Raw genomic sequence first — 26081 nt, 5'->3', positions numbered from 1 at the left:
CGGCCGCTCATGGGTCAGCTCTGTGCGGCCCACCACTCCTTGAGCGCCTCGACCGCCGCCTCCCGGCCCATCGGGCCGTGCTCCAGTCGCAGCTCCAGCAGATGCTTGTAGGCCTTGCCGACCTGCGGGCCGGGAGCAATGTCCAGGACCTGCATGATGTCGTTGCCATCCAGGTCCGGGCGGATCGCGTCCAGTTCCTCCTGCTCCTGAAGCCGCGCGATGCGCTCCTCGAGCCCGTCGTACGCCCGCGAGAGGGCGTTGGCCTTGCGCTTGTTGCGCGTCGTGCAGTCCGAGCGCGTCAGCTTGTGCAGCCGCGTCAGCAGCGGCCCGGCGTCCCGTACGTAGCGACGGACCGCCGAGTCCGTCCACTCGCCCGTGCCGTAGCCGTGGAACCGCAGGTGCAGCTCGACCAGACGCGCGACGTCCTTGACCATCTCGTTGGAGTACTTCAGCGCGATCATGCGCTTCTTGGTCATCTTCGCGCCCACCACCTCGTGGTGGTGGAAGGAGACCCGGCCGTCCTTCTCGAACCGTCGCGTCCGCGGCTTGCCGATGTCGTGAAGGATCGCCGCCAGCCGCAGCACCAGGTCCGGGCCGTCCTCCTCCAGGTCGATGGCCTGCTCCAGGACGGTCAGCGAGTGCTCGTAGACATCCTTGTGACGGTGATGCTCGTCACGCTCCAGCCGCAGCGCGGGCAGCTCGGGCAGCACCCGGTCGGCGATGCCGCTCTCGACCAGCAGCGTCAGACCCTTGCGGGGGTGCGCCCCCAGGAGCAGCTTGTTGAGCTCGTCACGCACCCGCTCGGCGGAGACGATGTCGATCCGGTCCGCCATCTCCTTCATCGCGGCCACCACCTCGGGCGCCACCGTGAAGTCCAGCTGCGCGGCGAAGCGCGCCGCGCGCATCATCCGCAGCGGGTCGTCGGAGAAGGACTCCTGCGGGGTGCCCGGCGTGCGGAGCACCCGCGCCGCCAGGTCCTCCAGGCCGTTGTGCGGGTCGATGAACTCCTTCTCCGGCAGTGCGACCGCCATGGCGTTCACCGTGAAGTCCCGGCGCACCAGGTCTTCCTCGATCGAGTCGCCGTAGGACACCTCGGGCTTGCGCGAGGTGCGGTCGTACGCCTCCGAGCGGTACGTCGTGATCTCGATGTCGAAGGAGCTCTTCTTGCAGCCGACGGTGCCGAAGGCGATGCCGACCTCCCACAGCGCGTCCGCCCAGGGCCGCACGATCTTCAGAACGTCCTCGGGGCGGGCGTCCGTGGTGAAGTCCAGATCGTTGCCGAGCCGGCCGAGCAGTGCGTCCCGTACCGAACCGCCGACCAGGGCAAGTGTGAACCCGGCCTCCTGGAAGCGACGGGCCAGATCGTCCGCGACAGGGGACACGCGCAGCAGCTCACTGACGGCGCGGCGCTGTACCTGGTTCAGCGCCTGCGTCGACTCTGCGCTGCGCTCGGTCTGCGGGGCGTGGGTGTGATTGTTGGCGTTCGGCACAACAGGACAGGGTACGTGCCCGCGCGGCGGCAGGCGGACGCGCGGACAGCGGACGCGAATAAAGGGGACAAGCCCGCGGAGACCGGCACCGCACGATCAGGTGGAGCAGTCCGCAGCACTTCGCCACAGCAGTCATCGTTACCATGCGTGGACGCACATAGCGACGACCACTGACGACGACGAGGGACGGGCGAGCGCGTGGCCGAGGCGGCAGGGTTTCCGGTAACCGAACGGCCGCGTGGTCGATGGCTGCGACGCGCCGCTGCGCTGGTCGCCGGTACACCGCTGCTGGCCGGACTGGTGCTGGTACCGCCCGCGCAGGAGGCGCACGCCGCGCCCTCCGGCTCCCGCACCGTCGACGTCGACATCGACTCGCTCAGCCCGCCGGCGGCCGGCCAGAGCGACGACGCGGTCACCGTCACGGGCAGCATCACCAACAAGGGCAGAGCGACGATCACCGACGGACACGTCGGACTCCGCCGCGGCCCCGTACTGAGCAACCGCAGCTCGATCGACAACGTCGCCCGGCGCACCGGCTACTCCGCAGGCCTGGACGGCCAGGAGGTCGGCGGGAAGGCCGAGAAGGTCGAGAAGCTGGCACCGGGCGTCTCGCAGCCCTTCTCGCTGCGTGTGCCGGTCAAGAAGCTGCGGCTGAGCAAGGACGGCGTCTACCAGCTCGGCGTCTCCTTCTCCGGCCGGTCCAAGAGCGCGCCGTACGAGCAGGTGCTCGGCATCGAGCGCACGTTCCTGCCCTGGCAGGAGGACGAGGCGTCGAAGAAGACCAAGCTCACGTACATGTGGCCGCTGATCTCCAAGACGCACCTCACCGCGGAGACCGAGGGCGACGAGCAGCAGACGCCGATCTTCCGCGACGACAAGCTGGCGGCCGAGATCGCTCCCGGTGGCCGGCTGCAGCAGCTCGTGGCGCTCGGCAAGGATCTTCCGGTCACTTTCGTCGTAGACCCCGACCTGCTCGCCACCGTCGACGCCATGACCGGCCGCTACAAGGTCGAGGGGCCGAACGGCACCACCAGGGCGGGCCGGAACCAGGAAGTCGCCAAGCAGTGGCTGAGCGACCTGGAGCAGGCCGTCCAGGCCCACGAGGTCGTCGCACTGCCGTTTGCCGACCCCGACATCGCCTCGCTGGCGCACAAGGGCAAGGTCGTGCCCAGCGCGCTGAGCCACCTCGGCCCGGCCACCGACCTCGCATCGAGGACCGTGGGGACCGTCCTGCCGGGCGTGAAGGCGCGTACCGACTTCGCCTGGCCCGTCGAGGGCGCCGTGGACTCCTCCATCGTGGACGTGGCCACCTCCGCCGGCGCCCACAACGTGATCGCCCGCAGCGACAGCATGCGGGAGAGCGGCCTGTCGTACACCCCCACCTCCGCCCGGCCCATCGGCGGCGGCAACACCGCCGTCGTGGCGGACGCCGGCCTGTCCACCGCCTTCACCGGCGACCTGACCAAGGCCGGGACCGCGAACCTGGCGGTGCAGAACTTCCTCGCCCAGAGCCTGATGGTCAATCTCCAGGACCCGTCGAGGCAGCGCAGCATCGTCGTGGCACCGCAGCGGATGCCCACCGCGAGCCAGGCCCAGGCCATGGCGAAGGCGGTGCGGGCCGCGAACGACAGCGGCTGGGCCGAGCCGCAGGACCTCAGCGACGCGGCCAAGGCCAAGCCCGACCCCAACGCCACCCGCCAGGTGCCCGGTGCGGCCTCCTACCCGGCCTCGCTGCGCAAGCAGGAGCTGCCGGCGGCCGCCTTCCGGCAGGCGCAGGAGACCCGTACCGCACTGGACGACTTCAAGGTCATCCTGGCCGAGCCGTGGCGCGTGGAGACGCCCTTCGGCAACGCGATCATGCGCATGATGTCGACGGAGTGGCGCGGTGACGCCAAGGGCGCCGAGGCCTTCCGCAAGTCCGTGCGCAGCTATCTGGACGGTCTGACGACGAAGGTCCATCTGATCCAGAAGTCGGACGCCACGCTCTCCGGACGCAGTGCCACGATTCCGGTCACGGTGCAGAACAACCTCGTCCGGGGCGTCAAGGGCATGACCCTGCGGCTCACTTCGTCGCAGCCCAACCGCCTGGACACGGGTGAGCCGCAGACGATCGACGTCGAGGGCGGCCACAGCCAGTCCTTCAAGTTCGACACCACCGCGAACGCGAACGGACCGGTACAGGTCACCGCGCAGCTGTTCACGGCGGACGGCAAGCGGTACGGCCGGGCGATGACCTTCGAGGTGAACGTCACCGAGATCACCGCTACGGTCATGCTCGTCATCGCGGGCGGTGTGCTGCTGCTCGTGCTCGCCGGCGTACGGATCTACCTCCAGCGCAAGCGCGCGGCGGCCCGCGAGGACGACGGCGGCACGGACGGCGGATCCGGTACGGACGACGGCGGGGCCGGCTCGGACGGCGGCGACGGCGCCCCGGACCGCGACGGCGCGGACCAGGACCGCACCGACCGGGACGGACGGCCCACGGACGGCGGCAACGGGCAGCCGGGTGACCCGGAGCCGGACACCGGTTCGGAAAGCACGGGCGGGTCCGGCTCAGGTGAGAAAGTGGACCGTTGATACATGGCGGGGCCGGATGGCCGGCGACGGATGAGGTGGGGCAGCTATGAATGCGCCGTACGACGGTGACCGCGGCCGGGCCGCGGGCGACGACGCCGCGGACCGGTCCCCACAGCCGCCGCAGGCACCGGACCCCTACGTGCAGGACGCGTACTCCCGGTCGCCCTTCCCTTCGCAGGACCCCACGGCCCACGACCCGGTGGCCGACGCCCTGCACGACCGGGCGGCCCATCCGCCGCAGGCCGGGTCGGCCCAGCCGCTTTACCAGCAGCCGCCGGCCCCCCGGCACACCCCCGACCCGCAAGCCTGGCCCGCACCGGCACCCGACCCGCAGGCCTGGCCCGCGCCGGCACCCGAGCCGCAGGGCCCGGCGCGCCCTCAGTCGTACGGCGACTCCACGGCGACCACCCAGTTCGTCGGGGTGGACGACCTGATCACCCAGGCCGTCGACCGGCCCGCGGAGCCCGACGCCTTCGCGCACCTCTACCGCGACCAGCGGGCACCGGAGCCGCAGCGGCCGCCGGCCCAGAGCAGCGGTCCAGGCCCGTATCAGGGGTCCGACCAGCCGTCCAACGGTCAGCAGTACCCGTCCGCCGGTCAGCAGTACGGGCCCACGGGCAGGCAGTACGTACCGGCGAGCGGGCCACAGGCCGTACCTCCGGCGGAGCCCGAGCCGGTGTCCGCACCGGAGTCGCCGGAGCCCTCGGGGCGCAGCGGCGGCAAGGCCGGCAATCTGCTGAAGTCCAGCGCCGTGATGGCCGCGGGCACCATGGTGTCCCGGCTCACCGGCTTCGTCCGCAACGCGCTGATCGCCTCGGCGCTCGGCGCGGCCGTCCTCGGTGACTCGTGGCAGGTCGCTTACACCCTGCCCACGATGATCTTCATCCTGACCATCGGCGGCGGGCTGAACTCGGTGTTCGTGCCGCAGCTGGTGCGGGCGATGAAGGAGGACGAGGACGGCGGCGAGGCGTACGCCAACCGCCTGCTGACCCTGGTCATGGTGATCCTCGGCGCCCTCACCGTCGTGGCGGTGTTCGCGGCGCCCTGGCTGGTGCGGGCGATGTCCGGCTTCGCTCCCGACTCGGCCAGCTTCGAGGTCGCCGTCTCGTTCACCCGGTACTGCGTGCCCACGATCTTCTTCATGGGCGTCCATGTGGTGATGGGCCAGGTGCTCAACGCCCGCGGCCGCTTCGGCGCGATGATGTGGACCCCGGTTCTCAACAACGTCGTCATGATCAGCACGTTCGGGCTGTTCATCTGGGTCTACGGCAGCGCCAGCTCCTCGCAGATCGGCGTGACGACGATCCCCGAGGCCGGCATCCGGCTGCTCGGCATCGGCACGCTGCTCGGCCTGGTCGTCCAGGCCCTGGCGATGATCCCCTACCTGCGCGACGCCGGGTTCAAGCTCCGGCTCCGGTTCGACTGGCGGGGCCACGGCCTGGGCAAGGCCGCGAAGCTCGCCAAGTGGACCGTGCTGTTCGTGCTCGCCAACCAGGCCGGCGTCCTCGTCGTCTCCAAGCTCTCCACCCTGGCCGGCGAGAAGGCCGCCGGACAGGGCCACCCCGGCACCGGCTACATGGCGTACTCCAACGCCCAGCTGATCTGGAACATGCCGCAGGCGATCATCACCGTCTCCGTGATGGCCGCCATGCTGCCGCGCCTGTCGCGCTCCGCGCACGACGGTGACGTCGGTGCCGTACGCGACGACATCTCGCAGGGCCTGCGCACCTCCGCCGTGGCCATCGTGCCGATCGCCTTCGGCTTCCTCGCCCTCGGCATCCCGATGTGCACGCTGATCTTCGCGGGCTCCGGTTCCGATGCCGGTGTCTCCATGGGCTACATGCTCATGGCCTTCGGTCTCGGCCTGATCCCCTTCTCCGTCCAGTACGTCGTGCTGCGCGCCTTCTACGCGTACGAGGACACCCGCACGCCCTTCTACAACACACTCATCGTCGCCGCCTTCAACGCCGCCGCCTCGGCGCTGTGCTACCTCCTTCTGCCCGAACGGTGGGCAGTGCTGGGCATGGCCGCCTCCTACGGCCTGGCTTACATCACCGGCGTCGGGGTGGCGTGGCGGCGGCTGCGCAAGCGGATGGGCGGCGACTTGGACGGTGCGCACGTGGTGCGTACGTACGCCCGGCTGGCCGGCGCGAGCGTTCCCGCCACCCTGTTCTCCGGCGCCGCGGTCTACGGGATCATGCAGGGGCTGGGCACCGGTGTGCTGGGATCGCTCGTGGCGCTGGTCGGTGGCGGTGCCGTCCTTCTGGTGGTCTTCTACGCCGCCGCGAAGAAGATGCGCATCGAAGAACTGAACGCCCTGGTCGGCATGGTGCGCGGCAAGCTGGGGCGCTGAGCGAGCACAACCTTCGTCCGCCACTGTGTGTCGTGCATAGTGGCGGTCTGTGGGCACAATTGACTTGGCTCTTTTGAGCATGCAACGGATGGGGAGGCAGGAACGACGGTGGCGGAACGGAGCACGGCTGCCGTCGACGTGGCCGACACGAGCGGTGGAGAACCGCTCGCCGCCAAGGCGGACGAGGCCACGACCGACGGCACGAAGGCCGAGAAGGTGGCCGACGCGGCGCAGGACACCGCGGACAGCGGCGCGAAGAGTGCCACGACAACCGAGGCTGAGCCGCTCGAACTGCACAGCGGTCATAAGCTGGCCAGGCGTTACCGTCTGGAGGAATGCGTCACCCGGCTGGACGGCTTCAGCAGCTGGCGTGCCGTCGACGAGAAACTGCGCCGCGCCGTCGGTGTCCACCTCCTGCCCGCCGACCACCCGCGTGCCCGCCCCGTGCTCTCCGCCGCACGGTCCGCCGCGCTGCTCGGCGACCCGCGCTTCGTCCAGGTCCTCGACGCCGTCGAGGAGAACGACCTGGTCTACGTCGTGCACGAGTGGCTCCCGGACGCCACTGAACTGACCACCGTCCTCGCCTCCGGACCGCTCGAACCGCACGACGCCTACCAGCTCGTGACCCAGGTCTCCCAGGCCATGGCCGCCGCCCACCGTGAAGGCCTGGCCCACCTCCGGCTGACCCCCGGTTCCGTCCTGCGCACCTCCTCCGGCCAGTACCGCATCCGGGGCCTGGCCATCATGGCCGCGCTGCGCGGCCTGACCAGCGAGCACCCGCAGCGCACCGACACCGAGTCGATCGGTGCGCTGCTGTACGCGGCGCTGACCCAGCGCTGGCCGTACGAGAACGACGCGTACGGCCTGTCCGGGCTGCCCAAGGGCGTCGGTCTGATCGCGCCCGACCAGGTGCGGGCCGGAGTGCACCGCGGCCTGTCCGAGCTGGCCATGCGCGCCCTGGTGAACGACGGCGCCACCGCCTCCCGCCAGGAGCAGCCCTGCACCACTCCGGAGGAGCTGGCCAAGGCCGTCGGCGCCATGCCGCGCATCCGCCCGCCCGAGACCTCCTTCACCACCCCGCCGCCCTACCAACGCACCGGTTACCAGCAGGGGTCGTACGCGCAGTCGGGCGGCAACGGACGGACCGGGCCGGCGGCCACCCGCCCGGTTCCCGCACCGCCGGCCCCGCTGCAGAGCCGTACCGGCAGGGCGGCCAAGTGGTGCGTCTCCGCGCTGCTGATCGCCGCCCTGGGCCTGGGCAGCTGGCAGCTGGCCGACACCCTGCTGAAGGACCGGAACCAGGACGACTCGGGGAGCTCCCAGACCACCGGGGGCAACGCTGAGGCGGTCTCGGGCAAGCCGGTGCACATCGACAAGGTGATGGACTTCGACCCGCCGCCGGCCGGGGACGGTACGGAGAACCCCCAGGAAGCCACCAAGGCCGCCGACGGCAACGCCGACACCTACTGGCCCACCCGGAACTACTACGGCCGCTCGGATTTCGGTGGTCTGAAGAGCGGCGTGGGGCTGGTTCTCGACCTCGAAAAGGTCCAGCAGGTCGGCAGCATCAAGGTCGATCTCCTCGGGGACACCTCGCTCGACTTCCGTGCCGCGCCCGAGGACAGCGGCGATGCGCCCACGACCCTGGACGGCTACAAGAAGATCGCCGGCGGCAAGGGGGAGTCCGTCACCCTGCGCGCCAAGGAGCCGATCAAGACACGTTACGTATTGGTCTGGCTCACCGACCTCCCGTTGAAGGACGATGGCAACTACCGGGGCCAGATCAAGGAGATCCAGGTCCTCAGCTAGAGGTGGGCAGCAGGGGGCTCCAGGATGTCGACACGGGCAACGGCCGGCACGTACTGGGGCTCTCCGGGCCTCCTCGGGCGTCCGTGGCCGCCTGCCGCGGGCGTCGTCCTGGAGTCTGGTTCCACCGAGCACCCGTATGTAAGCTCCCGTCTACAGCTTGACGCCAGGGGTTCGGTTATGCGTGATGGCGCAGTGATGCCCACCGTCGTAGAAGAGGCCGGCTCGGCCGGTGACCCGGTTGGCCCGGTCGATGCCCGTGCCCGCGCGGCGCCGGACCGGTGGCGTCCCGCGATTCCGTCCGCGCGGTCCTGGCTCCCCGGCCCGCGCCGGGCCGGCTCCTGCGGGGCGGGCCATGGCAGATAACTCCCGCCCCTCCGACCAGGCGCTCCTCGCCCGGCATGTGGAGGGTGACCCCGACGCCTTCGGGGAGATCGTCAGGCGCCACCGTGACCGGCTGTGGGCGGTGGCGCTGCGCACCCTCGGCGACCGCGAGGAAGCGGCCGATGCCGTGCAGGACGCCCTGGTGTCGGCCTACCGCGCCGCCCACACCTTCCGCGGCCAGTCGGCCGTGACCACCTGGCTGCACCGCATCACGGTCAACGCCTGCCTGGACCGGGCCCGCAAGGCGGCTTCCCGGCGCACCTCGCCGGTAGCGGAGACCGAGCGGCTGGAGCAGCTCATCGAGCCGCACGAGTCCGCAGCCGTGCCCGCAGAGCGGCAGGATCTCCACCGCGAACTGCTCAGTGCCCTCCGCACGCTCCCCGCCGAACAGCGCGCGGCCCTCGTCCTGGTCGACATGCAGGGCTACCCCGTCGCCGAGGCCGCCGAAGTACTTGGCGTTCCCACCGGAACGGTGAAGAGCCGGTGCGCGCGCGGCCGGGCCCGGCTTCTCCCGATGCTCACCCATCTGCGCGCCGAAGACGGGGATAAGGGCACCTCAGGCGGGGGAAGGAACCGGGCGCAGGGGACATCCGTCCCACAGACGGCAGGACCCAACGACTCAGGGGCCGTGAAGGGCGGAGGTGGGCGAGCGTGACATCCACGACCGACACGGGCGGGCATCCGGAGGTCGCGGAGATCTCTGCGCTCGCGGACGGGTTGCTTGCACCCGGCCGCGCGGCGGATCTCCGCGCGCACCTCGACGGCTGTCCGCTGTGTGAGGACGTCCACAGCTCGCTGGAGGAGATCCGCAGTCTGCTCGGCACGCTACCCGGGCCGGTACGGATGCCGGATGACGTCGTCGGACGCATCGACGCCGCCCTGGCAGCAGAGGCGCTGCTCGATGCCACGGCCCCCGCGGGGGAGCCCGCATTGGTGCCGTCGACCGTCGGCGACGGCGCACGGATCGTCGCCCAGCAATCGGCGGGGCCGGACGACAGCTCTGTTTCACGTGAAACATCGGAGACGGGCCGCGGCGGTGTTTCACGTGAAACAGCGCCGAGCCGCTCGGGGGGCAGTTCCGCCGACCGCCCGGCCGGATACCCCCGCTCCGCCACGGGCCCCGGCCGAAAGGCACCCGGCACCCGCACCACGCGTGCGCACCGCTGGCCCAAGGTGCTTCTCGGCACGGCGGCCGCGGCGGCCGTACTCGGGATCGGTGGCATCCTTCTGCAGAATGGTTCCGCGAACCCGGGACACGAGCAGGACCCCGGGGTGAACGCCACCGAGACGAACAACGGTGACGCGTCTCTCAGCTCCGCGACACTGGGCAGCCATGTCCGTGATCTGCTCGACGAGCCACGTCGCAGCAAGGCGCCGGACGTGGGCACCCAGAGCTCGCCCCAGACTCCGCTGCGGGGCGCGGACGACACCATCCCCTCCTGCGTACGGGAAGGTCTCGCCCGTTCCGAGAAGCCGCTGGCCGCAACCCGTGACACCTACCGGGGCAAGGAGGCGTACCTCGTCGTGCTGCCGCACCCGTCGGACGCCTCCCGGGTCTCTGCCTATGTCGTCTCCGCGGGCTGCGTCTCGGCGTCGCCGCCCGCGCCGGGGAAGATTCTGCTCAGCGGGACCTATCCCCGCGGCTGAGTCGACGGCTGACGCGGCGGGCACAGAGCCGGTACGGGAGCGCTGGAACACTGCGGGAATGCTCGCCCCGTAGGATCCGTTGGGTGGGGTGAGAGTTCCTCCAGCCCACCCAACGCAGTCGGCAGAGACAAGGAAGACACCCGTGAGCGACGTCCGTAACGTGATCATCATCGGCTCCGGGCCTGCGGGCTACACCGCCGCGCTCTACACCGCCCGTGCCTCGCTGAAGCCGCTGGTGTTCGAGGGCGCCGTCACCGCCGGTGGCGCACTGATGAACACCACCGATGTGGAGAACTTCCCCGGCTTCCGCGAGGGCATCATGGGGCCGGACCTGATGGACAACATGCGGGCCCAGGCCGAGCGCTTCGGCGCCGAGCTGATCCCCGACGATGTCACCGCCGTGGACCTCTCCGAGCCGATCAAGACCGTCACGGACTCCGCCGGCACCGTGCACCGCGCCCGCACCGTGATCGTCACCACCGGCTCCCAGCACCGCAAGCTGGGCCTGCCTCGCGAGGACGAGCTCTCGGGCCGTGGCGTGTCGTGGTGCGCCACCTGTGACGGCTTCTTCTTCAAGGACCAGGACATCGCCGTCATCGGCGGCGGCGACACGGCCATGGAGGAGGCGACCTTCCTCTCCCGCTTCGCCAAGTCGGTCACCATCGTCCACCGCCGCGACACCCTGCGCGCGTCGAAGGCCATGCAGGAGCGTGCCTTCGCCGACCCGAAGATCAAGTTCGTGTGGGACAGCGAGGTCGCCGAGATCCACGGTGAGAACAAGCTCTCCGGCCTGACCCTGCGCAACGTCCAGACCGGCGACACCTCCGAGCTCCCGGTCACCGGCCTGTTCATCGCCATCGGCCACGACCCGCGCACGGAGCTGTTCAAGGGTCAGCTGAAGCTGGACGACGAGGGCTACCTGAAGGTCGACGCACCCAGCACCCACACCAACATCCAGGGCGTCTTCGCCGCCGGCGACGTCGTGGACCACACCTACCGCCAGGCGATCACCGCCGCCGGCACCGGCTGCTCCGCCGCCCTGGACGCCGAGCGCTTCCTCGCCTCGCTGTCCGACAGCGAGCCGGCCGAGCCCGAGCAGACCCCGGCCGAGCCGGAGCAGACCCCCACCGCCTGAGCCCTGAACGTCAGCTGTTCACACCCACCCAGTAAGGAGAACGCCATGGCCGGTGCCACGGTGACCGTGACGGACGACAACTTCGAAGAGGTCGTCCTCAAGAGCGACAAGCCTGTACTCGTCGACTTCTGGGCCACCTGGTGCGGCCCGTGCCGCCAGGTCGCCCCCTCCCTGGAGGCCATCGCCGCGGAGCACGACGAGATCGTCATCGCCAAGCTCAACACCGACGAGAACCCTGCGACCACCGCCAAGTACGGCGTCATGTCGATCCCGACCATGAACGTCTACCAGGGCGGCGAGGTCGTGAAGACCATCGTCGGTGCCAAGCCCAAGGCCGCGATCGAGCGGGACCTGGCGGACTACCTCGCCTGATCTCCGCACGCTGTTTCACGTGAAACGGGCCCACCCTTCGGGGCGGGCCCGTTTCGCTGTCCGCCTACAGCGGCCGCAGCACGGGCTCCTTCTGGACCGCGCCCAGCAGCCGGTCCAGCGCGAGCTCCACGTCCTCCTTCCAGGACAGCGTCGTACGGAGCTCCAGGCGCAGCCGCGGATAGTGGGGGTGCGGCCGTACCGTCTTGAAGCCCACCGCGAGCAGATGGTCGGCGGGCAGCACGCACGCCGGCTCGGTCCACTTCGCGTCGCCGAACGCCTCGATCGCCTTGAAGCCCCGGCGCAGCAGATCCTTCGCCACCGTCTGGACCATGACCCGGCCCAGCCCCTGGCCCTGGTAGCCGGGGATCAGCCAGCCGGTCATCAGCTGTACGGCGTCGGGGGAGACGGGGCTCGTCGGAAAGGCGGTGGAACGTGGCACGTAGGCCGGAGGCGCGTACAGCACGAAGCCGACGGGGACCTCGTCCACATAGACGACCCGGCCGCAGGAGCCCCACTCCAACAGCACGGCCGAGATCCAGGCTTCCTTCTCCAGTTCGGGTCGGCCACCCTTTACCGCGGCCTCGCCGCTGACGGGGTCGAGCTCCCAGAAAACACACGAGCGGCAGCGCTTTGGGACATCCGGAAGGTTGTCCAGCGTGAGCGGTACGAGCCGACGCCCCATGAAGCCAGGTCCTCACTTCCCTCGCCCACCGCACCTCCCGGCCCGGTCAGCGGAGTGCGCTCACTGAGCAGACCACCGACGAAGCCGCCGACTGCGCCCAGACCGAACCCCGCTGCCATCATTCCGGTGCGGCTCACCGATCGCATGGCCTCTCCTCGTCGTGAGGTGACTCCGAGTGGATGTGTGCCATACCCGAACGCATCGTAACCGGGACACACCTACCGGGGTACCGCGCAAAGGCAAAGGGCGGGCCGCGTTCCGGCCACCAGACCGGCACGCGCCCCGCCCTTGAAGGACGGCGGCGTCACTCACGCCTCGTCGCTGTCCTCCTCCAGCTGCTTCTCCAGCACCTTCCCCTCACCGGGGGCCAGCGAGCCGAGGATGCGGTCAAGATCGTCTATCGAGGCGAACTCCACGACGATCTTGCCCTTCTTCTGGCCGAGGTCGACCTTCACCCGCGTCTCGAAGCGGTCCGAGAGCCGGGAGGCCAGATCGGTCAGCGCGGGCGAGACGCGGGTACCGGCACGTGGCCCCTTCACCCGCGACGTGCTCTTGGGCTCGGACCCCATGAGCGTGACGATCTCCTCGACCGCCCGGACGGAGAGCCCCTCGGCCACGATGCGGTGAGCCAGCCGGTCCTGCTCCTCGGAGTCCTCCACGGCCAGCAGCGCCCGCGCATGACCGGCCGAGAGCACCCCCGCCGCGACCCGACGCCGCACCGGGAGCGAGAGCTTCAGCAGTCGCAGCGTGTTGGAGATCTGCGAGCGCGACCGACCGATCCGGTCCGCCAGCTCGTCGTGCGTGCAGTTGAAGTCCTTCAGCAGCTGGTCGTAGGCCGCCGCCTCCTCCAGCGGGTTCAGCTGGGCCCGGTGGAGGTTCTCCAGGAGCGCGTCCAGGAGCAGCTTCTCGTCGTCCGTCGCCCGGACGATCGCCGGAATCTTCTCCAGCCCGGCCTCACGGCAGGCCCGCCAGCGGCGCTCGCCCATGATGAGCTCGTACCGATCCGAGCCGGTGCTCCGCACCACGACCGGCTGGAGCAGCCCCACCTCCTGGATGGAGGTGATCAGCTCCGCCAGGGCGTCCTCGTCGAACACCTCGCGCGGCTGTCGCGGATTGGGCGTGATCGCATCGAGCGGCAGTTCGGCGAAGTGCGCGCCGGCGACCTCGGCCTCCTGAGCCTCCGCCGTCGGTTCGGCCGGTGCCTCTGTTTCACGTGAAACGGCTGCGTCCGGGATCGCTGCCACCTTCGCCGCGGCCACGCCTCGCTCCGACGTCATCACCGGCACTGCCGACGGCGATGTCGTTCCCCGGCCCACCGCGGGGCCGGCGTTGTCCGAACCCTGCGGTGCCGCGGGGATCAGCGCACCGAGCCCGCGGCCCAGTCCTCTACGTCGTTCGCTCACTGATTCCCCTCCGACATGCTGTGCTGTGATTCATAGGTCACGCTGAGCCCCTGGCCTGCCGTCCCCGGTGCCCCTCGCAGCGCGATTTCCCGCGCCGCTTCGAGGTAGGACAGCGATCCGCTGGAGCCCGGATCATAGGTGAGCACCGTCTGCCCGTAGCTCGGCGCCTCGGAAATACGCACCGAGCGGGGAATGCTGGTTCTCAGTACCTCGCTGCCGAAGTGGCTGCGCACCTCGTCGGCGACCTGGGAGGCAAGCCGGGTACGCCCGTCGTACATGGTCAGCAGGATCGTCGAGACATGCAGCTTGGGGTTCAGGTGGCCGCGGACCAGGTCCACGTTCCGCAGCAGCTGGCCCAGTCCCTCCAGCGCGTAGTACTCGCACTGGATCGGGATCAGCACCTCGGCACCGGCCACCAGGGCGTTGACCGTGAGCAGACCGAGCGAGGGCGGACAGTCGATGAGGATGTAGTCCAGCGGCTGTTCATAGGCCTTGATGGCCCGGTCCAGCCGACTCTCCCGCGCCACCAGCGAGACCAGTTCGATCTCCGCGCCGGCCAGGTCGATCGTGGCGGGCGCACAGAACAGCCCTTCCACGTCCGGCACCGGCTGCACCACGTCGGAGAGTGGCTTGCTGTCCACCAGCACGTCGTAGATGGAGGGGACCTCGGAATGATGATCGATCCCCAGGGCCGTCGAGGCGTTGCCCTGCGGGTCCAGGTCGACCACCAGCACTCGTGCCCCGTGCAGGGCGAGTGAGGCGGCCAGGTTCACGGTGGTCGTGGTCTTACCGACCCCGCCCTTCTGATTGGCCACCACCATGACCCGGGTCTGCTCGGGGCGTGGAAGGCCCTCTCCCGCACGGCCCAGTGCCTGGACCGCCAACTGAGCAGCACGACCGATCGGGGTGTCGTCCATAGGGGGCGGCGTTTCACGTGAAACGTCGTCCCCGAGCGACTCGCTACGGGGACCGGGGACCGGATCGGTCATCGGGCCCGCGATGTTGGCGTCGGACCGCAAGGATTCACTCTCCTCGACTTCAGGCTCGCAATGCTCAGAGCCTGCCATGGTTTCGGTGTCGTGAACCAGGGAGGCCCTGTCTCCTGTGGATGAATCCTCCTCTGTGGATACATCCGTGACCCGACCGGGTCGGTGGCCTCGCGATGCGGCAGCCGCACGACCTCGGCTGATGATTCCATGCAGCAGGGAGCGACGTTTCACGTGAAACACGATGCCAGCGCCGTGTCCCATTCCCCCGCGACACTCCGGCTTATGTCGTTTTGGTGGTTTGTATGGAGCACGGGCCTGGCCGGTTCGAGCGACACCACGGAACTCGGACGGCCGGAGCGCTCCCCGTCAGCGGACGGAAAGCGCTCCTGTCTGCGTCTGGTTTTGTGTGCTGCCGAGGCCTAGCGCCGCCGCCCTCTGGCAGGGCGGTTGGCGCGGTTCGCCTTGGCGCGCTTGGCCGCGAAGCGGACGCCGCCGGGGCTCTCGCCCACCTCCACGCGGACGACCGTGGACATCGGGTCCACCACGCCCTCGCCGACGTGCACCACGGACGTCTCCACGACGCCGAGCTTGCTGAGCGCCGCCCGGGCACCCTTCAGCTCCTCGTCCGCGGTGTCGCCCTTGAGCGCGAGCATCTCGCCGTACGGCCGCAGCAGTGGCACGCCCCAGCCGGCCAACCGGTCCAGCGGCGCCACCGCACGCGCGGTCACCACGTGGACCTGAGGAATCTTGCCCATTACCTCTTCGGCACGGCCCCGCACCACGGTCACATGGTCCAGGCCCAGCAGCTCCACGACCTCCTGCAGGAAGTTCGTACGCCGCAGCAGCGGCTCCAGCAGGGTGATCTTCAGGTCCGGGCGCACCAGCGCCAGCGGGATGCCCGGAAGGCCCGCGCCCGAGCCCACGTCGCACACCGAGACACCCTCGGGGACCACCTCGGAGAGCACCGCGCAATTCAGCAGGTGCCGCTCCCACAGCCGCGGCACCTCACGCGGACCGATCAGCCCGCGCCGCACGCCCGCGTCGGCGAGCAGCTCGCCGTACCGTACGGCCTCCGGGAAGCGCTCACCGAACATCTCCCGCGCCGCCTCCGGCGCCGGGGGAAGCTCCGCCGCTGACTCCGTCACGGTTACCGCCCTTCCTCTGAACTGCTGATACTGCCGGTGCCCGGTCGGATTCCGGTCCACACAGAAGGCTGACAAGACATGACCCCGCCTGCGAACAGACGGGGCCACAAGACACGCGCGAGCGCCGGCGGATCAGGCCGGGAGCACAACAACCCGGCGCTGGGGCTCCTCGCCCTCGGACTCGCTGCGCAGCCCGGCCGCCGCGACGGCGTCGTGCACCACCTTGCGCTCGAACGGCGTCATCGCCTTCAGCTTCACCGGCTCGCCCGAGGTCTTCGCCTCCTGGGCCGCCTTGGCACCCAGCTCCGCGAGCTCCTCGCGCTTGCGTGCGCGGTAGCCCGCGATGTCCAGCATGAGACGGCTGCGGTCGCCGGTCTCCCGGTGCACCGCCAGCCGGGTCAGCTCCTGGAGCGCCTCCAGCACCTCACCGTCCCGGCCGACCAGCTTCTGCAGGTCACGGCCGGTGGAGTCGCTGATGATCGACACCGCGGCACGGTCGGCCTCGACGTCCATGTCGATGTCACCGTCGAGATCCGCGATGTCCAGCAGGCCCTCGAGGTAGTCGGCCGCGATCTCGCCCTCCTGCTCCAGCCGGGACAGGGTGTCGGTGCCCTCGGCGGCAGGGGTCGTGTCCGTCACGAAGAACTCCTTCTACTTCTTGGACGGGTGCTTGGGCCGCTGCTGGCCCTTGCGCTGTCCGGACTTGGCGTTACGGGAGGAACCGGCGGCGGAGCTGCCCTTGCCCTTGCCGCCCTGCGACTTCTGCGCGGCATTCTTCTTCGCCGCGTCCGCCTGCTGGCCCGAGTCCTTCTCCAGCGACTGCTTCGTCTGGCCTTCCTTGGCCGTGGAGCCCCCGCCCTGCGCACCCGCGCGGGCTCGCGTACGGGTCTGCGTGCCGCCGGCCGCGGGGGCCGCGGTCTGCCGCTGGGACTTGCTCTGGCGCTTGGGCTGCTGGCGGTGCTGGCGCGCCTCCTCGGCGGCCTGCTTCGCCTCGAGCTCCGCCGGGTCCTCCTTCAGCTTGCCCTTGGCCTTCAGACGCGCCTGGCGCTCCTCGAAGGCCTTGCTGCCGGGAGTGGGGTTACGACGGATGACGAACATCTGCTGGCCCATGGTCCACACGTTGGTGGTCAGCCAGTACACGAGGACACCGACGGGGAAGTTGATACCGAAGACGGCGAACATGACCGGGAAGACGTACATCAGCATCTTCTGCTGCTGCATGAACGGCGTCTTCACCGTGAGGTCGACGTTCTTCGTCATCAGCTGGCGCTGGGTGTAGAACTGCGACGCCGACATCAGAACGATCATGATGACCGTGACGACCCGGACGTCGGTGAGGGAGGCGTTGAGCGCCTCGACCTTGGACGCGGAGTCCATGAACTTCACGGACAGCGGGGCACCAAAGATGTGCGCCTGCTGCGCGCTCGCCAGCAGCGGCTTGTCGATGACGCCGACGACCTGGTTGTTCGCGATGTGGTTCAGGACCTGGTACAGCGAGATGAAGAACGGCGACTGGGCCAGGATCGGGAGACAGCTCGAGAGCGGGTTGGTACCCGTCTCCTTGTAGAGCTTCATCATCTCTTCGGACTGGCGCTGCTTGTCGCTCTTGTAGCGCTCCTGGATCGCCTTCATCTTCGGCTGGAGCGCCTGCATGTTCCGCGTCGACTTGATCTGCTTCACGAAGAGCGGGATCAGGCAGATGCGGATCAGCACCACGAGTGAAACGATCGACAGACCCCACGCCGCACCGCTGTCCTTGTCGAACACCAGGCTGTAGAGCGAGTGGAACTGGACGATGATCCAGGAAACGGCGTAATAGAGAGGATTCAGGATCGTGTCCACGAATCAAGCTCCTTGGGCGTTGGGCTGAGTCTCGGGCTGTGCGGCGGGCTCATTGGCGGCGGGCCCGCCTCCCAGGCGGCTCCTCAGCCGCTGGTGCCAGACCGGATGCTTCCGGGGCGGTACATGGTCGACACCACCGAGCGACCACGGATTGCAACGCAGGATGCGCCAAGCGGTCAGCGCTGTCCCTTTTACCGCGCCGTGCCTGTCGATGGCCGTGTAGCCATAGTGGGAGCACGACGGGTAGTACTTGCAGACCGGGCCCAGCAAAGGGCTGATGGTCCACTGGTACAACTTGATCAACAGCAGCAGCGGGTACTTCACGAAGCGCCCCCTCCTGGGTCCCGCCCGGGGGTCCTCAGCAGGCGCTGCAGCGCGGCGTCGAGATCATTCGCGAGCGCTTCGTACTCCGCATCGCCCGCGCCGGGCAGCGCTCGTACGACAACCAGGCTACCGGCGGGCAGCCGGTCCAGCCGGTCGCGCACGAGGTGGCGGAGCCGGCGCTGGACCTTGTTGCGGACCACGGCATTGCCAATGGCCTTGCTCACGACGAAACCCGCACGCGCCGGGGGAACCATTTCCCCCGCTGCGTGCGGGTCCGTTGCACCGCTGCGTAGATGGACGACGAGGAGCGGGCGCCCGGCCCTGCGTCCTCGGCGTACCGCGGCCGCGAAGTCCTCGCGCCGCCTCAGCCGATGCTCGGTAGGCAGCACGACATGGACCTAGAGGCCGGGCTGTCAGGCCGACAGACGGGCGCGACCCTTGCCACGGCGGGACGCGAGGATCGCGCGGCCGGCACGCGTACGCATGCGCAGGCGGAAGCCGTGGGTCTTGGCGCGGCGACGGTTGTTCGGCTGGAAGGTGCGCTTGCTCACTCGGGGGCTCCAGGAAAGATTGTTGCCTCTTGCGAGACAGGTGTGGGGCGTCGACTGGCTGTCACCGTGCGCCCACGAGTAGCTCGCATACGCCCGAGTGCACCGCTACACGATCGCTGGGCGCGATCTTTGCCCATCGGAGGCAGGCGGCAGCAGCCATCGACAACTCGACCTGGTTACGGTACGCGCGGCCGCATCATCCGGTCAAACCGGCTCCATGACAGGACACGCTGTACACAGGCTGTGGACAACAACTTGAACACGCGCGGGTCAGCTGACTACCGTGGCTGAACTCCGATTCCTTCCCGCCCGTCCTGAGAATCACACATTCGTGGGACCTGCTGAGAGAGCGTGCTCTGTGGCTGACGTCCCTGCAGATCTTGCCGCAGTGTGGCCGCGGGTACTCGACCACCTGCTCCGGGCGGAGAGCGACAGCCTCAAGCCCAAGGACCAGGACTGGCTCAAGCGGACCCAGCCGCTCGCCCTGGTCGCCGACACCGCGCTGCTCGCTGTTCCCAATGAGTTCGCGAAGGGCGTGCTGGAAGGCCGGCTCGCCCCCTTGATCGGCGAGGCGCTGAGCCACGAGTGCGGCCGCCCGATCCGTATCGCGATCACCGTCGACGACACCTCCGAGGCGCCCCAGCCCCCCGCGCCTCCGCAGCAGCACCTCCCCTCGCAGCAGCCGCAGCTCTCGCACGACGCGTACGACAGTTACGACGGCCGCCAGGGTTACGGTCGGCAGAACGGGCACCAGGGCGGCCACGAAAACGGTCCGCAGGGCGTACCCCAGGGTGGACACGGCGGCCATCAGAATGACGAGCTGCCCAGCGTGCGCCCCGCCTACCCCGAGTACCAACAGCAGCACCCGCAGCCGCGCCCCGCGCCCGGCGCCTGGCCGCAGCACTCGGACGACCGCCGCTCCGGCATGGGCGACGACTCCGGGCGACACGACGACTACGGCTGGCAGCAGCAGCGGCTCGGCGGCTTCCCCGAGCGCGACCCGTATGCCTCGCCGCCCTCGCATCTTCAGCAGCACGGCCGCCCGGCACCCGGCGACTATCGGTCGCAGAACGACGACTACCGGTCACAGGGTGACGACTACCGCTCGCAGAGTGGCGACGACTACCGCCGGCAGGGCAGCGACCGTCCGCACCCCGAAGCGCCGCGCTCGCCGTACGAGCAGTCCCCGCAGCACCGCGACACCGACGGCCACCAGCCCGGCGGCCACGGACGGCACGCGGCGCCGGGCGGCCACGGCAGCAATCTTCCGGCGCCCAGCGGCGCCCCCGGCCCGCTCGCGGCGCAGCCCGCGCCGGCGACCGGCCCCGGAGAGCCCACCGCGCGGCTGAACCCGAAGTACCTCTTCGACACCTTCGTGATCGGCGCCTCGAACCGCTTCGCGCACGCCGCCGCGGTCGCCGTCGCCGAGGCCCCGGCCAAGGCGTACAACCCGCTGTTCATCTACGGCGAGTCCGGGCTCGGCAAGACGCACCTGCTGCACGCGATCGGCCACTACGCGCGGAGCCTGTACCCGGGCACGAGGGTCAGATACGTGAGCTCCGAGGAGTTCACCAACGAGTTCATCAACTCCATCCGCGACGGCAAGGCGGACGCGTTCCGCAAGCGCTACCGCGACATGGACATCCTGCTGGTCGACGACATCCAGTTCCTGGCGAGCAAGGAGTCGACGCAGGAGGAGTTCTTCCACACCTTCAATACGCTGCACAACGCGAACAAGCAGATCGTGCTCTCCAGTGACCGGCCGCCCAAGCAGCTGGTGACCCTGGAGGACCGGCTGCGCAACCGCTTCGAGTGGGGCTTGATCACGGACGTCCAGCCGCCCGAGCTGGAGACACGTATCGCGATCCTCCGCAAGAAGGCGGTGCAGGAGCAGCTGAACGCGCCGCCGGAGGTACTGGAGTTCATCGCCTCCCGGATCTCACGGAACATCCGTGAGCTGGAGGGCGCGCTGATCCGGGTCACGGCCTTCGCCTCGCTGAACCGGCAGCCCGTGGACCTCGGCCTCACCGAGATCGTGCTGAAGGACCTGATCCCCGGCGGCGAGGACGCGGCGCCGGAGATCACCGCCACGGCGATCATGGCGGCCACCGCCGACTACTTCGGGCTCTCGGTGGACGACCTGTGCGGCTCCTCGCGCAGCCGGGTGCTGGTGACCGCGCGGCAGATCGCGATGTATCTGTGCCGAGAGCTGACCGACCTGTCGCTGCCGAAGATCGGCGGACACTTCGGCGGCCGCGACCACACCACCGTCATGCACGCGGACCGGAAGATCCGCGCGCTGATGGCGGAACGGCGCTCCATCTACAACCAGGTGACCGAGCTGACGAACCGCATCAAGAACGGCTGACGCGCGCGGCGAAGGCCGCAGGCGCGCCCAGGGCGCTCCGGGACGAACTCCCGGGGCGCCCTTCGTCATTGAGAACCCCTCAGTACGCGCAGTGCCCGCTCGGCCCGTCCACCGAAGGGCCGTCAGGAGGCCGCACAGAGCGGACCGGAGCCCTCGGGAAGCGTCCCCATGCTGTGGAACGCGCACGCCGGCGGCCTCCGAACTCCCCGCCGCTGTTCGATTTCTGACGAGGACACGGCTTCTCTCCACAGATTGGGCGAGAATCTTCCTTCCACACCCTGGGGACTGGGAAGTTATCCCGATGACGTCCACAAGCGCTCCGCCCGCGAGTGGATCACCCCAGGTCAGCAGGGTGTGGATTTGCGGACAACTGTTGTCCACAGGGTGTGGACGAAAAGTTCTTCCACAGGCTGTGCGCGCGACTGTCCACCGGCCGCCCACAGGAGAAGCGGGGTTGTGCACACCCCGTCCACATCGCTGTCCACTGTTCGGCAAGGCAACACCCCCTCTCACTGGCGCGAGTGAAAGCGGTCACACCAAAGTGCCGGGTTGGGCTGTGGGGAACCTGGGTAAAGCTGGGGATGGCACTGGGGAGAAACCGGCCTGCCCTGTGCATCGGGTGTGCACAACCGGCGGCGGTCCACAGCATCGGCCGGTTGTCCACGGCTGCGCCCACAGTCACCGGTGGACAAAATTCGGGCTCTGACCTGCGCAAAAGCAGTTGTCCACGGTTTCCACAGCCCCTACTACTACGACCACGGTCATCTAACGGGGAACTCGTTTCGAATCGGGTGCTGTGCACAACTTGGGGACCGACCCTCTCCGAGCTCTCGTCCCGACTTGACCCCGAGCCGCACCGGCTGTCGGTGGCGTGCGTCAGACTGGTCTCCGGCAACCCAGCCGACGACGAAGGCCAGCAGGGCGAGAGCCAGCAACAGCAGGAGGCGGTTTCCGGTGAAGATCCGGGTGGAGCGCGATGTACTCGCGGAGGCAGTGGCCTGGGCGGCCAAGAGCCTCCCGGCCCGTCCGCCGGTGCCCGTCCTCGCGGGCCTGCTCCTGAAGGCGGAGGACGGCTCCCTGAGCCTCTCCGGCTTCGACTACGAGGTCTCGGCGCGGGTCTCGGTGGATGCGGAGACCGAGGAGGAGGGCACGGTCCTCGTCTCCGGCCGGCTGCTCGCCGACATCTGCCGCTCGCTGCCGAACCGTCCGGTGGAGATCTCCACAGACGGTGTACGAGTGACCGTGGTCTGCGGCTCCTCCCGCTTCACCCTCCACACACTGCCTGTGGAGGAGTACCCGGCGCTGCCGCAGATGCCCACCGCCACCGGCACCGTCCCCGGTGAGGTCTTCGCCTCCGCTGCTGCCCAGGTCGCCATCGCGGCCGGCCGTGACGACACCCTCCCGGTGCTCACCGGTGTCCGCATCGAGATCGAGGGCGACACCGTCACCCTCGCCTCCACCGACCGCTACCGCTTCGCGGTCCGCGAGTTCCTGTGGAAGCCGGAGAGCCCGGACGCCTCCGCCGTCGCGCTGGTCCCCGCCAAGACGCTGCTGGACACCGCCAAGTCGCTGAGCAGCGGTGACACGGTCACGCTGGCGCTCTCGGGCTCCGGTGCCGGCGAGGGTCTGATCGGCTTCGAGGGCGCGGGCCGCCGTACGACGACCCGCCTCCTGGAAGGCGACCTGCCGAAGTACCGCACGCTCTTCCCGACCGAGTTCAACTCCGTCGCGGTGATCGAGACCGCTCCGTTCGTCGAGGCCGTCAAGCGTGTGGCGCTGGTGGCCGAGCGGAACACCCCGGTGCGGCTCAGCTTCGAGCAGGGTGTGCTGATCCTGGAGGCCGGCTCCAGCGACGATGCACAGGCTGTGGAGAGGGTGGACGCGCAGCTGGACGGCGACGACATCTCGATCGCCTTCAACCCCGGCTTCCTGCTGGAGGGCCTGTCGGCGATCGACTCCCCGGTGGCCCAGCTGTCCTTCACGACCTCGACCAAGCCTGCGCTGCTGAGCGGCAAGCCCGCCGCCGACGCCGAGGCGGACGACGCCTACAAGTACCTGATCATGCCGGTGCGCCTCTCCGGCTGAGCCCGAGCGCCGCGTCGGCCGGGAGCGCGAGGGGCGCCCCTCGCAGGGCCGCAGTATGCCGGTGCGCCTGTCGGGCCGAGCCCGCTTCCGGTGCCCTCCGCCACGCGCCGCGGCCGTACGGATCCGCTCCGTACGGCCGCCCGGATGACGGGGCTGACCTGCGGCTTATGAGCGGCTGAGCCCACAGCTGTGCACGGCCCTTCGGGCGTAGGCTCGACGTAGGTCAGGTACAAGGGCAACGACTATGTGCAAAGAGGGTCTCTGATGGAGCTCGGTCTCGTCGGTCTCGGCAAGATGGGCGGCAACATGCGCGAGCGCATCCGCCGCGCCGGCCACACGGTCATCGGTTACGACCGCAATCCCGACCTCGCGGACGTCTCCAGCCTCAAGGAGCTGGTGGACGGGCTGCAGGGTCCGCGGGTCGTGTGGGTCATGGTGCCGGCCGGCGCCGCCACCCAGGCGACGATCGATGAGCTGGGTGAGCTGCTGTCCGAGGGCGACATCGTCGTGGACGGCGGCAACAGCCGCTGGACGGACGACGAGAAGCACGCCGAGGAGCTGCGCGCCAAGGGCATCGGCTTCGTCGACTGCGGCGTCTCCGGTGGAGTGTGGGGCCTGGAGAACGGTTACGCGCTGATGTACGGCGGTGCCGCCGAGGACGTGGCGAAGGTCCAGCCGATCTTCGACGCGCTCAAGCCGGAGGGCGACTTCGGCTCCGTGCACGCCGGCAAGGTCGGCGCGGGCCACTTCGCGAAGATGGTCCACAACGGCATCGAGTACGCGATGATGCAGGCCTACGCCGAGGGCTGGGAGCTGCTGGAGAAGGTCGACTCCGTCACGGACGTGCGCGAGGTCTTCCGCTCCTGGCAGGAGGGCACGGTCATCCGCTCCTGGCTGCTGGACCTGGCGGTCAACGCGCTGGACGACGACGAGCACCTGGAGAAGCTGCGCGGTTTCGCGGCCGACTCCGGTGAGGGCCGCTGGACGGTGGAGGCCGCGATCGACAACGCGGTGCCGCTGCCGGCGATCACCGCGTCGCTGTTCGCGCGGTTCGCCTCGCGTCAGGACGACTCGCCGCAGATGAAGATGATCGCCGCGCTGCGGAACCAGTTCGGCGGCCACGCGGTCGAGAACACGAAGTAAGCAGGCCGGGCTTCCGGGGCAGGCGTCCCGGAAGCCCGCGCAGCAGTACCACGCCGGGGGAGGTCGGCGCCCTTTATGCATGTCGCGCATCTGTCGCTCGCCGACTTCCGCTCGTACGCCCGGGTCGAGGTGCCGCTCGAACCGGGCGTCACGGCCTTCGTCGGGCCCAACGGCCAGGGCAAGACCAACCTCGTCGAAGCGGTCGGCTATCTCGCCACCCTCGGCAGCCACCGCGTCTCCTCCGACGCACCGCTGGTCCGGATGGGCGCGGAGCGGGCGATCGTCCGGGCGCAGGTGGTGCAGGGCGACCGGCAGCAGCTGGTCGAGCTGGAGCTGAACCCGGGCAAGGCGAACCGGGCCAGGATCAATAGATCCTCGCAGGTCAGGCCCCGTGACGTGCTCGGCATCGTACGGACGGTCCTGTTCGCGCCGGAGGACCTGGCCCTCGTCAAGGGCGACCCGGGCGAGCGGCGGCGCTTCCTGGACGAGCTGATCACGGCGCGCTCGCCGCGGATGGCGGGGGTGCGCTCGGACTACGACCGCGTGCTGAAGCAGCGCAACACCCTGCTCAAGAGCGCGGCCCTGGCACGTCGGCACGGCGGCCGGAAGATGGACCTCTCCACGCTGGACGTGTGGGACCAGCACCTGGCGCGGGCCGGCGCGGAGCTGCTCGCGCAGCGGCTGGACCTGATCGCGACGCTGCAGCCGCTGGCGGACAAGGCGTACGAGCAGCTGGCGCCGGGCGGCGGCCCGGTCGCCCTGGAGTACCGCGGTTCGGTGGGCGAGCGACTCGCCGAGGCATCGAACCGTGAGGAGCTGTACGGGCTGCTCATGGAGGCGCTGGGCGAGGCCCGCAAGAACGAGATCGAGCGGGGCGTGACCCTGGTCGGTCCGCACCGCGACGACCTGCTGCTGAAGCTGGGGCGGCTGCCGGCCAAGGGGTACGCGAGCCACGGCGAGTCCTGGTCGTACGCGCTGGCGCTGCGGCTGGCCTCGTACGAGCTGCTGAGCGGCGAGGGCAACGAGCCGGTTCTCGTCCTGGACGACGTCTTCGCCGAGCTGGACTCCCGTCGGCGGGAGCGGCTGGCGGAGCTGGTGGCGCCGGGCGAGCAGGTGCTGGTGACGGCGGCGGTGGACGACGATGTGCCGGGCGTGCTGGCGGGGGCGCGGTTCGCGGTCTCCGAGGGCGCGGCGGAGAAGGTGTCGTAAGTGAGTGAGCAGTCCGGTCCACAGGACCCTCCGGGACCCGAGCAGCCCAAGCCGCCGGAGCTCTCCGGCATCGATCTGGCGCGGCAGGCGCTGGTGGCCGCCAAGGAGCAGGCGCGGGCGCGGGGCGCGGCCGCGCAGCAGAAGAAGCAGGCCAGACGCGGGGGCGGGCTGCGGTCGGGAGCACGCGCGGACGGGCGCGACCCGCTGCCGCTGGGCGCGGCCATCAACCGTCTGATCACCGAGCGGGGCTGGGAGACGCCGGCCGCGGTCGGCGGGGTGATGGGGCGCTGGCCCCAGCTCGTGGGTGCCGAGGTGGCGCAGCACTGCGAACCGCAGAAGTACGACGAGGACGCCCGGGTGCTGACGGTGCAGTGCGACTCGACCGCATGGGCGACGCAGCTGCGGCTGCTCGCTCCGACACTCGTGGCACGTCTGAACGAAGACCTGGGCCATGGCTCGGTAAAGATCATCAAGGTGCTCGGGCCGGGCGGCCCGCCGCGGCGGTACGGCTCGCTGCGGGCGCCGGGGAGCAAGGGTCCGGGCGACACGTACGGCTGATCCGTACATGCGCGGCCG

The 26081-nt window shown here is 69.8% G+C and carries 22 protein-coding genes; 12 read left to right on the top strand and 10 right to left on the bottom strand.

From position 1 onward, the window contains the following. Nucleotides 1-14: 14 nt before the first annotated feature. On the bottom strand, nucleotides 15-1490 hold the full coding sequence (locus ACIGQF_RS30310; protein ID WP_399716725.1) for a CCA tRNA nucleotidyltransferase: 1476 nt from the start codon (nucleotides 1488-1490) through the stop codon (nucleotides 15-17). Between the two features lie 198 nt (nucleotides 1491-1688). On the opposite strand from ACIGQF_RS30310, the gene ACIGQF_RS30305 reads away from it, so the two are divergent. From ACIGQF_RS30305 to trxA, 7 genes are all read left to right on the top strand, one after another. Continuing rightward, nucleotides 1689-4067 carry a DUF6049 family protein gene (locus tag ACIGQF_RS30305; protein WP_399716722.1) on the top strand — a complete coding sequence of 793 codons (2379 nt, stop codon included), beginning with the start codon at nucleotides 1689-1691 and terminating at the stop codon, nucleotides 4065-4067. A gap of 46 nt (nucleotides 4068-4113) precedes the next feature. Beyond that, nucleotides 4114-6420: a murein biosynthesis integral membrane protein MurJ gene (gene murJ / locus ACIGQF_RS30300; RefSeq protein ID WP_399716720.1), complete on the top strand. Its 2307-nt coding sequence runs from the start codon at nucleotides 4114-4116 to the stop codon at nucleotides 6418-6420. Between the two features lie 108 nt (nucleotides 6421-6528). Then, nucleotides 6529-8229 (top strand): protein kinase family protein, encoded by a 1701-nt coding sequence (locus ACIGQF_RS30295; RefSeq protein WP_399716717.1) that lies wholly within the window; start codon nucleotides 6529-6531, stop codon nucleotides 8227-8229. 352 nt (nucleotides 8230-8581) lie between these two features. Next, nucleotides 8582-9265 carry an RNA polymerase sigma factor SigM gene (gene sigM, locus ACIGQF_RS30290; RefSeq protein WP_399716714.1) on the top strand — a complete coding sequence of 228 codons (684 nt, stop codon included), beginning with the start codon at nucleotides 8582-8584 and terminating at the stop codon, nucleotides 9263-9265. Beyond that, a complete protein-coding gene (locus ACIGQF_RS30285) occupies nucleotides 9262-10257 on the top strand; it encodes an anti-sigma factor family protein (protein WP_399716711.1) in 996 nt (331 codons plus the stop codon). The genes sigM and ACIGQF_RS30285 overlap by 4 nt, the downstream gene beginning before the upstream one ends. A 142-nt stretch (nucleotides 10258-10399) precedes the next feature. Then, the gene (gene trxB / locus ACIGQF_RS30280) at nucleotides 10400-11392 is read left to right on the top strand and encodes a thioredoxin-disulfide reductase (RefSeq protein ID WP_399716709.1); all 993 of its coding nucleotides are present in this window, start codon (nucleotides 10400-10402) and stop codon (nucleotides 11390-11392) included. A 45-nt stretch (nucleotides 11393-11437) separates the two neighbouring features. After that, the gene (gene trxA, locus ACIGQF_RS30275; protein ID WP_030615259.1) at nucleotides 11438-11764 is read left to right on the top strand and encodes a thioredoxin; all 327 of its coding nucleotides are present in this window, start codon (nucleotides 11438-11440) and stop codon (nucleotides 11762-11764) included. Nucleotides 11765-11828: 64 nt separating this feature from the next. Here the strand turns inward: trxA and ACIGQF_RS30270 are convergent, their stop codons facing one another. The 9 genes from ACIGQF_RS30270 to rpmH all read right to left on the bottom strand — a co-directional run bounded on the left by ACIGQF_RS30270 (nucleotide 11829) and on the right by rpmH (nucleotide 18700). Beyond that, on the bottom strand, nucleotides 11829-12446 hold the full coding sequence (locus ACIGQF_RS30270; protein ID WP_399716705.1) for a GNAT family N-acetyltransferase: 618 nt from the start codon (nucleotides 12444-12446) through the stop codon (nucleotides 11829-11831). Nucleotides 12447-12754: 308 nt separating this feature from the next. Beyond that, nucleotides 12755-13849 (bottom strand): ParB/RepB/Spo0J family partition protein, encoded by a 1095-nt coding sequence (locus tag ACIGQF_RS30265; RefSeq protein ID WP_399716703.1) that lies wholly within the window; start codon nucleotides 13847-13849, stop codon nucleotides 12755-12757. Continuing rightward, nucleotides 13846-14916, bottom strand: coding sequence for an AAA family ATPase (locus ACIGQF_RS30260; RefSeq protein WP_361553347.1), 1071 nt, complete (start codon nucleotides 14914-14916; stop codon nucleotides 13846-13848). The genes ACIGQF_RS30265 and ACIGQF_RS30260 overlap by 4 nt, the downstream gene beginning before the upstream one ends. Nucleotides 14917-15257: 341 nt before the next feature. Beyond that, nucleotides 15258-15983 (bottom strand): 16S rRNA (guanine(527)-N(7))-methyltransferase RsmG, encoded by a 726-nt coding sequence (rsmG, locus tag ACIGQF_RS30255; protein ID WP_361553350.1) that lies wholly within the window; start codon nucleotides 15981-15983, stop codon nucleotides 15258-15260. Between the two features lie 132 nt (nucleotides 15984-16115). Beyond that, nucleotides 16116-16622, bottom strand: a complete 507-nt coding sequence (locus ACIGQF_RS30250; RefSeq protein WP_361553353.1) for a R3H domain-containing nucleic acid-binding protein — start codon at nucleotides 16620-16622, stop codon at nucleotides 16116-16118. Nucleotides 16623-16634: 12 nt separating this feature from the next. Beyond that, complete coding sequence (gene yidC, locus ACIGQF_RS30245; protein WP_399716698.1) at nucleotides 16635-17825, bottom strand: membrane protein insertase YidC; 1191 nt, start codon at nucleotides 17823-17825, stop codon at nucleotides 16635-16637. A 3-nt stretch (nucleotides 17826-17828) separates the two neighbouring features. After that, nucleotides 17829-18149 (bottom strand): membrane protein insertion efficiency factor YidD, encoded by a 321-nt coding sequence (gene yidD, locus ACIGQF_RS30240; RefSeq protein ID WP_361553359.1) that lies wholly within the window; start codon nucleotides 18147-18149, stop codon nucleotides 17829-17831. Continuing rightward, nucleotides 18146-18538, bottom strand: a complete 393-nt coding sequence (rnpA, locus tag ACIGQF_RS30235; protein WP_361553362.1) for a ribonuclease P protein component — start codon at nucleotides 18536-18538, stop codon at nucleotides 18146-18148. The genes yidD and rnpA overlap by 4 nt, the downstream gene beginning before the upstream one ends. Before the next feature lie 24 nt (nucleotides 18539-18562). Beyond that, a complete protein-coding gene (gene rpmH / locus ACIGQF_RS30230) occupies nucleotides 18563-18700 on the bottom strand; it encodes a 50S ribosomal protein L34 (RefSeq protein WP_003949374.1) in 138 nt (45 codons plus the stop codon). Nucleotides 18701-19058: 358 nt separating this feature from the next. Here rpmH and dnaA point away from each other — a divergent pair, with 358 nt between their 5' ends. The 5 genes from dnaA (at nucleotide 19059) to ACIGQF_RS30205 (ending at nucleotide 26063) form a co-directional block, all read left to right on the top strand. After that, on the top strand, nucleotides 19059-21068 hold the full coding sequence (gene dnaA, locus ACIGQF_RS30225) for a chromosomal replication initiator protein DnaA (RefSeq protein ID WP_399716695.1): 2010 nt from the start codon (nucleotides 19059-19061) through the stop codon (nucleotides 21066-21068). A gap of 954 nt (nucleotides 21069-22022) precedes the next feature. Then, complete coding sequence (gene dnaN, locus ACIGQF_RS30220) at nucleotides 22023-23153, top strand: DNA polymerase III subunit beta (RefSeq protein ID WP_361553368.1); 1131 nt, start codon at nucleotides 22023-22025, stop codon at nucleotides 23151-23153. Nucleotides 23154-23417: 264 nt separating this feature from the next. Continuing rightward, on the top strand, nucleotides 23418-24296 hold the full coding sequence (gene gnd / locus ACIGQF_RS30215; protein WP_361553371.1) for a phosphogluconate dehydrogenase (NAD(+)-dependent, decarboxylating): 879 nt from the start codon (nucleotides 23418-23420) through the stop codon (nucleotides 24294-24296). A gap of 75 nt (nucleotides 24297-24371) precedes the next feature. Next, on the top strand, nucleotides 24372-25505 hold the full coding sequence (gene recF, locus ACIGQF_RS30210; RefSeq protein ID WP_399716694.1) for a DNA replication/repair protein RecF: 1134 nt from the start codon (nucleotides 24372-24374) through the stop codon (nucleotides 25503-25505). After that, the gene (locus ACIGQF_RS30205; protein WP_361553377.1) at nucleotides 25506-26063 is read left to right on the top strand and encodes a DciA family protein; all 558 of its coding nucleotides are present in this window, start codon (nucleotides 25506-25508) and stop codon (nucleotides 26061-26063) included. Nucleotides 26064-26081: the final 18 nt, after the last annotated feature.

Origin of the sequence: Streptomyces sp. NPDC053560, assembly GCF_044544605.1 — a bacterium.
Classification (GTDB): domain Bacteria; phylum Actinomycetota; class Actinomycetes; order Streptomycetales; family Streptomycetaceae; genus Streptomyces.
Note: the sequence above shows the minus strand (reverse complement) of the source record. Positions and strands in the feature narration are given on the sequence as shown.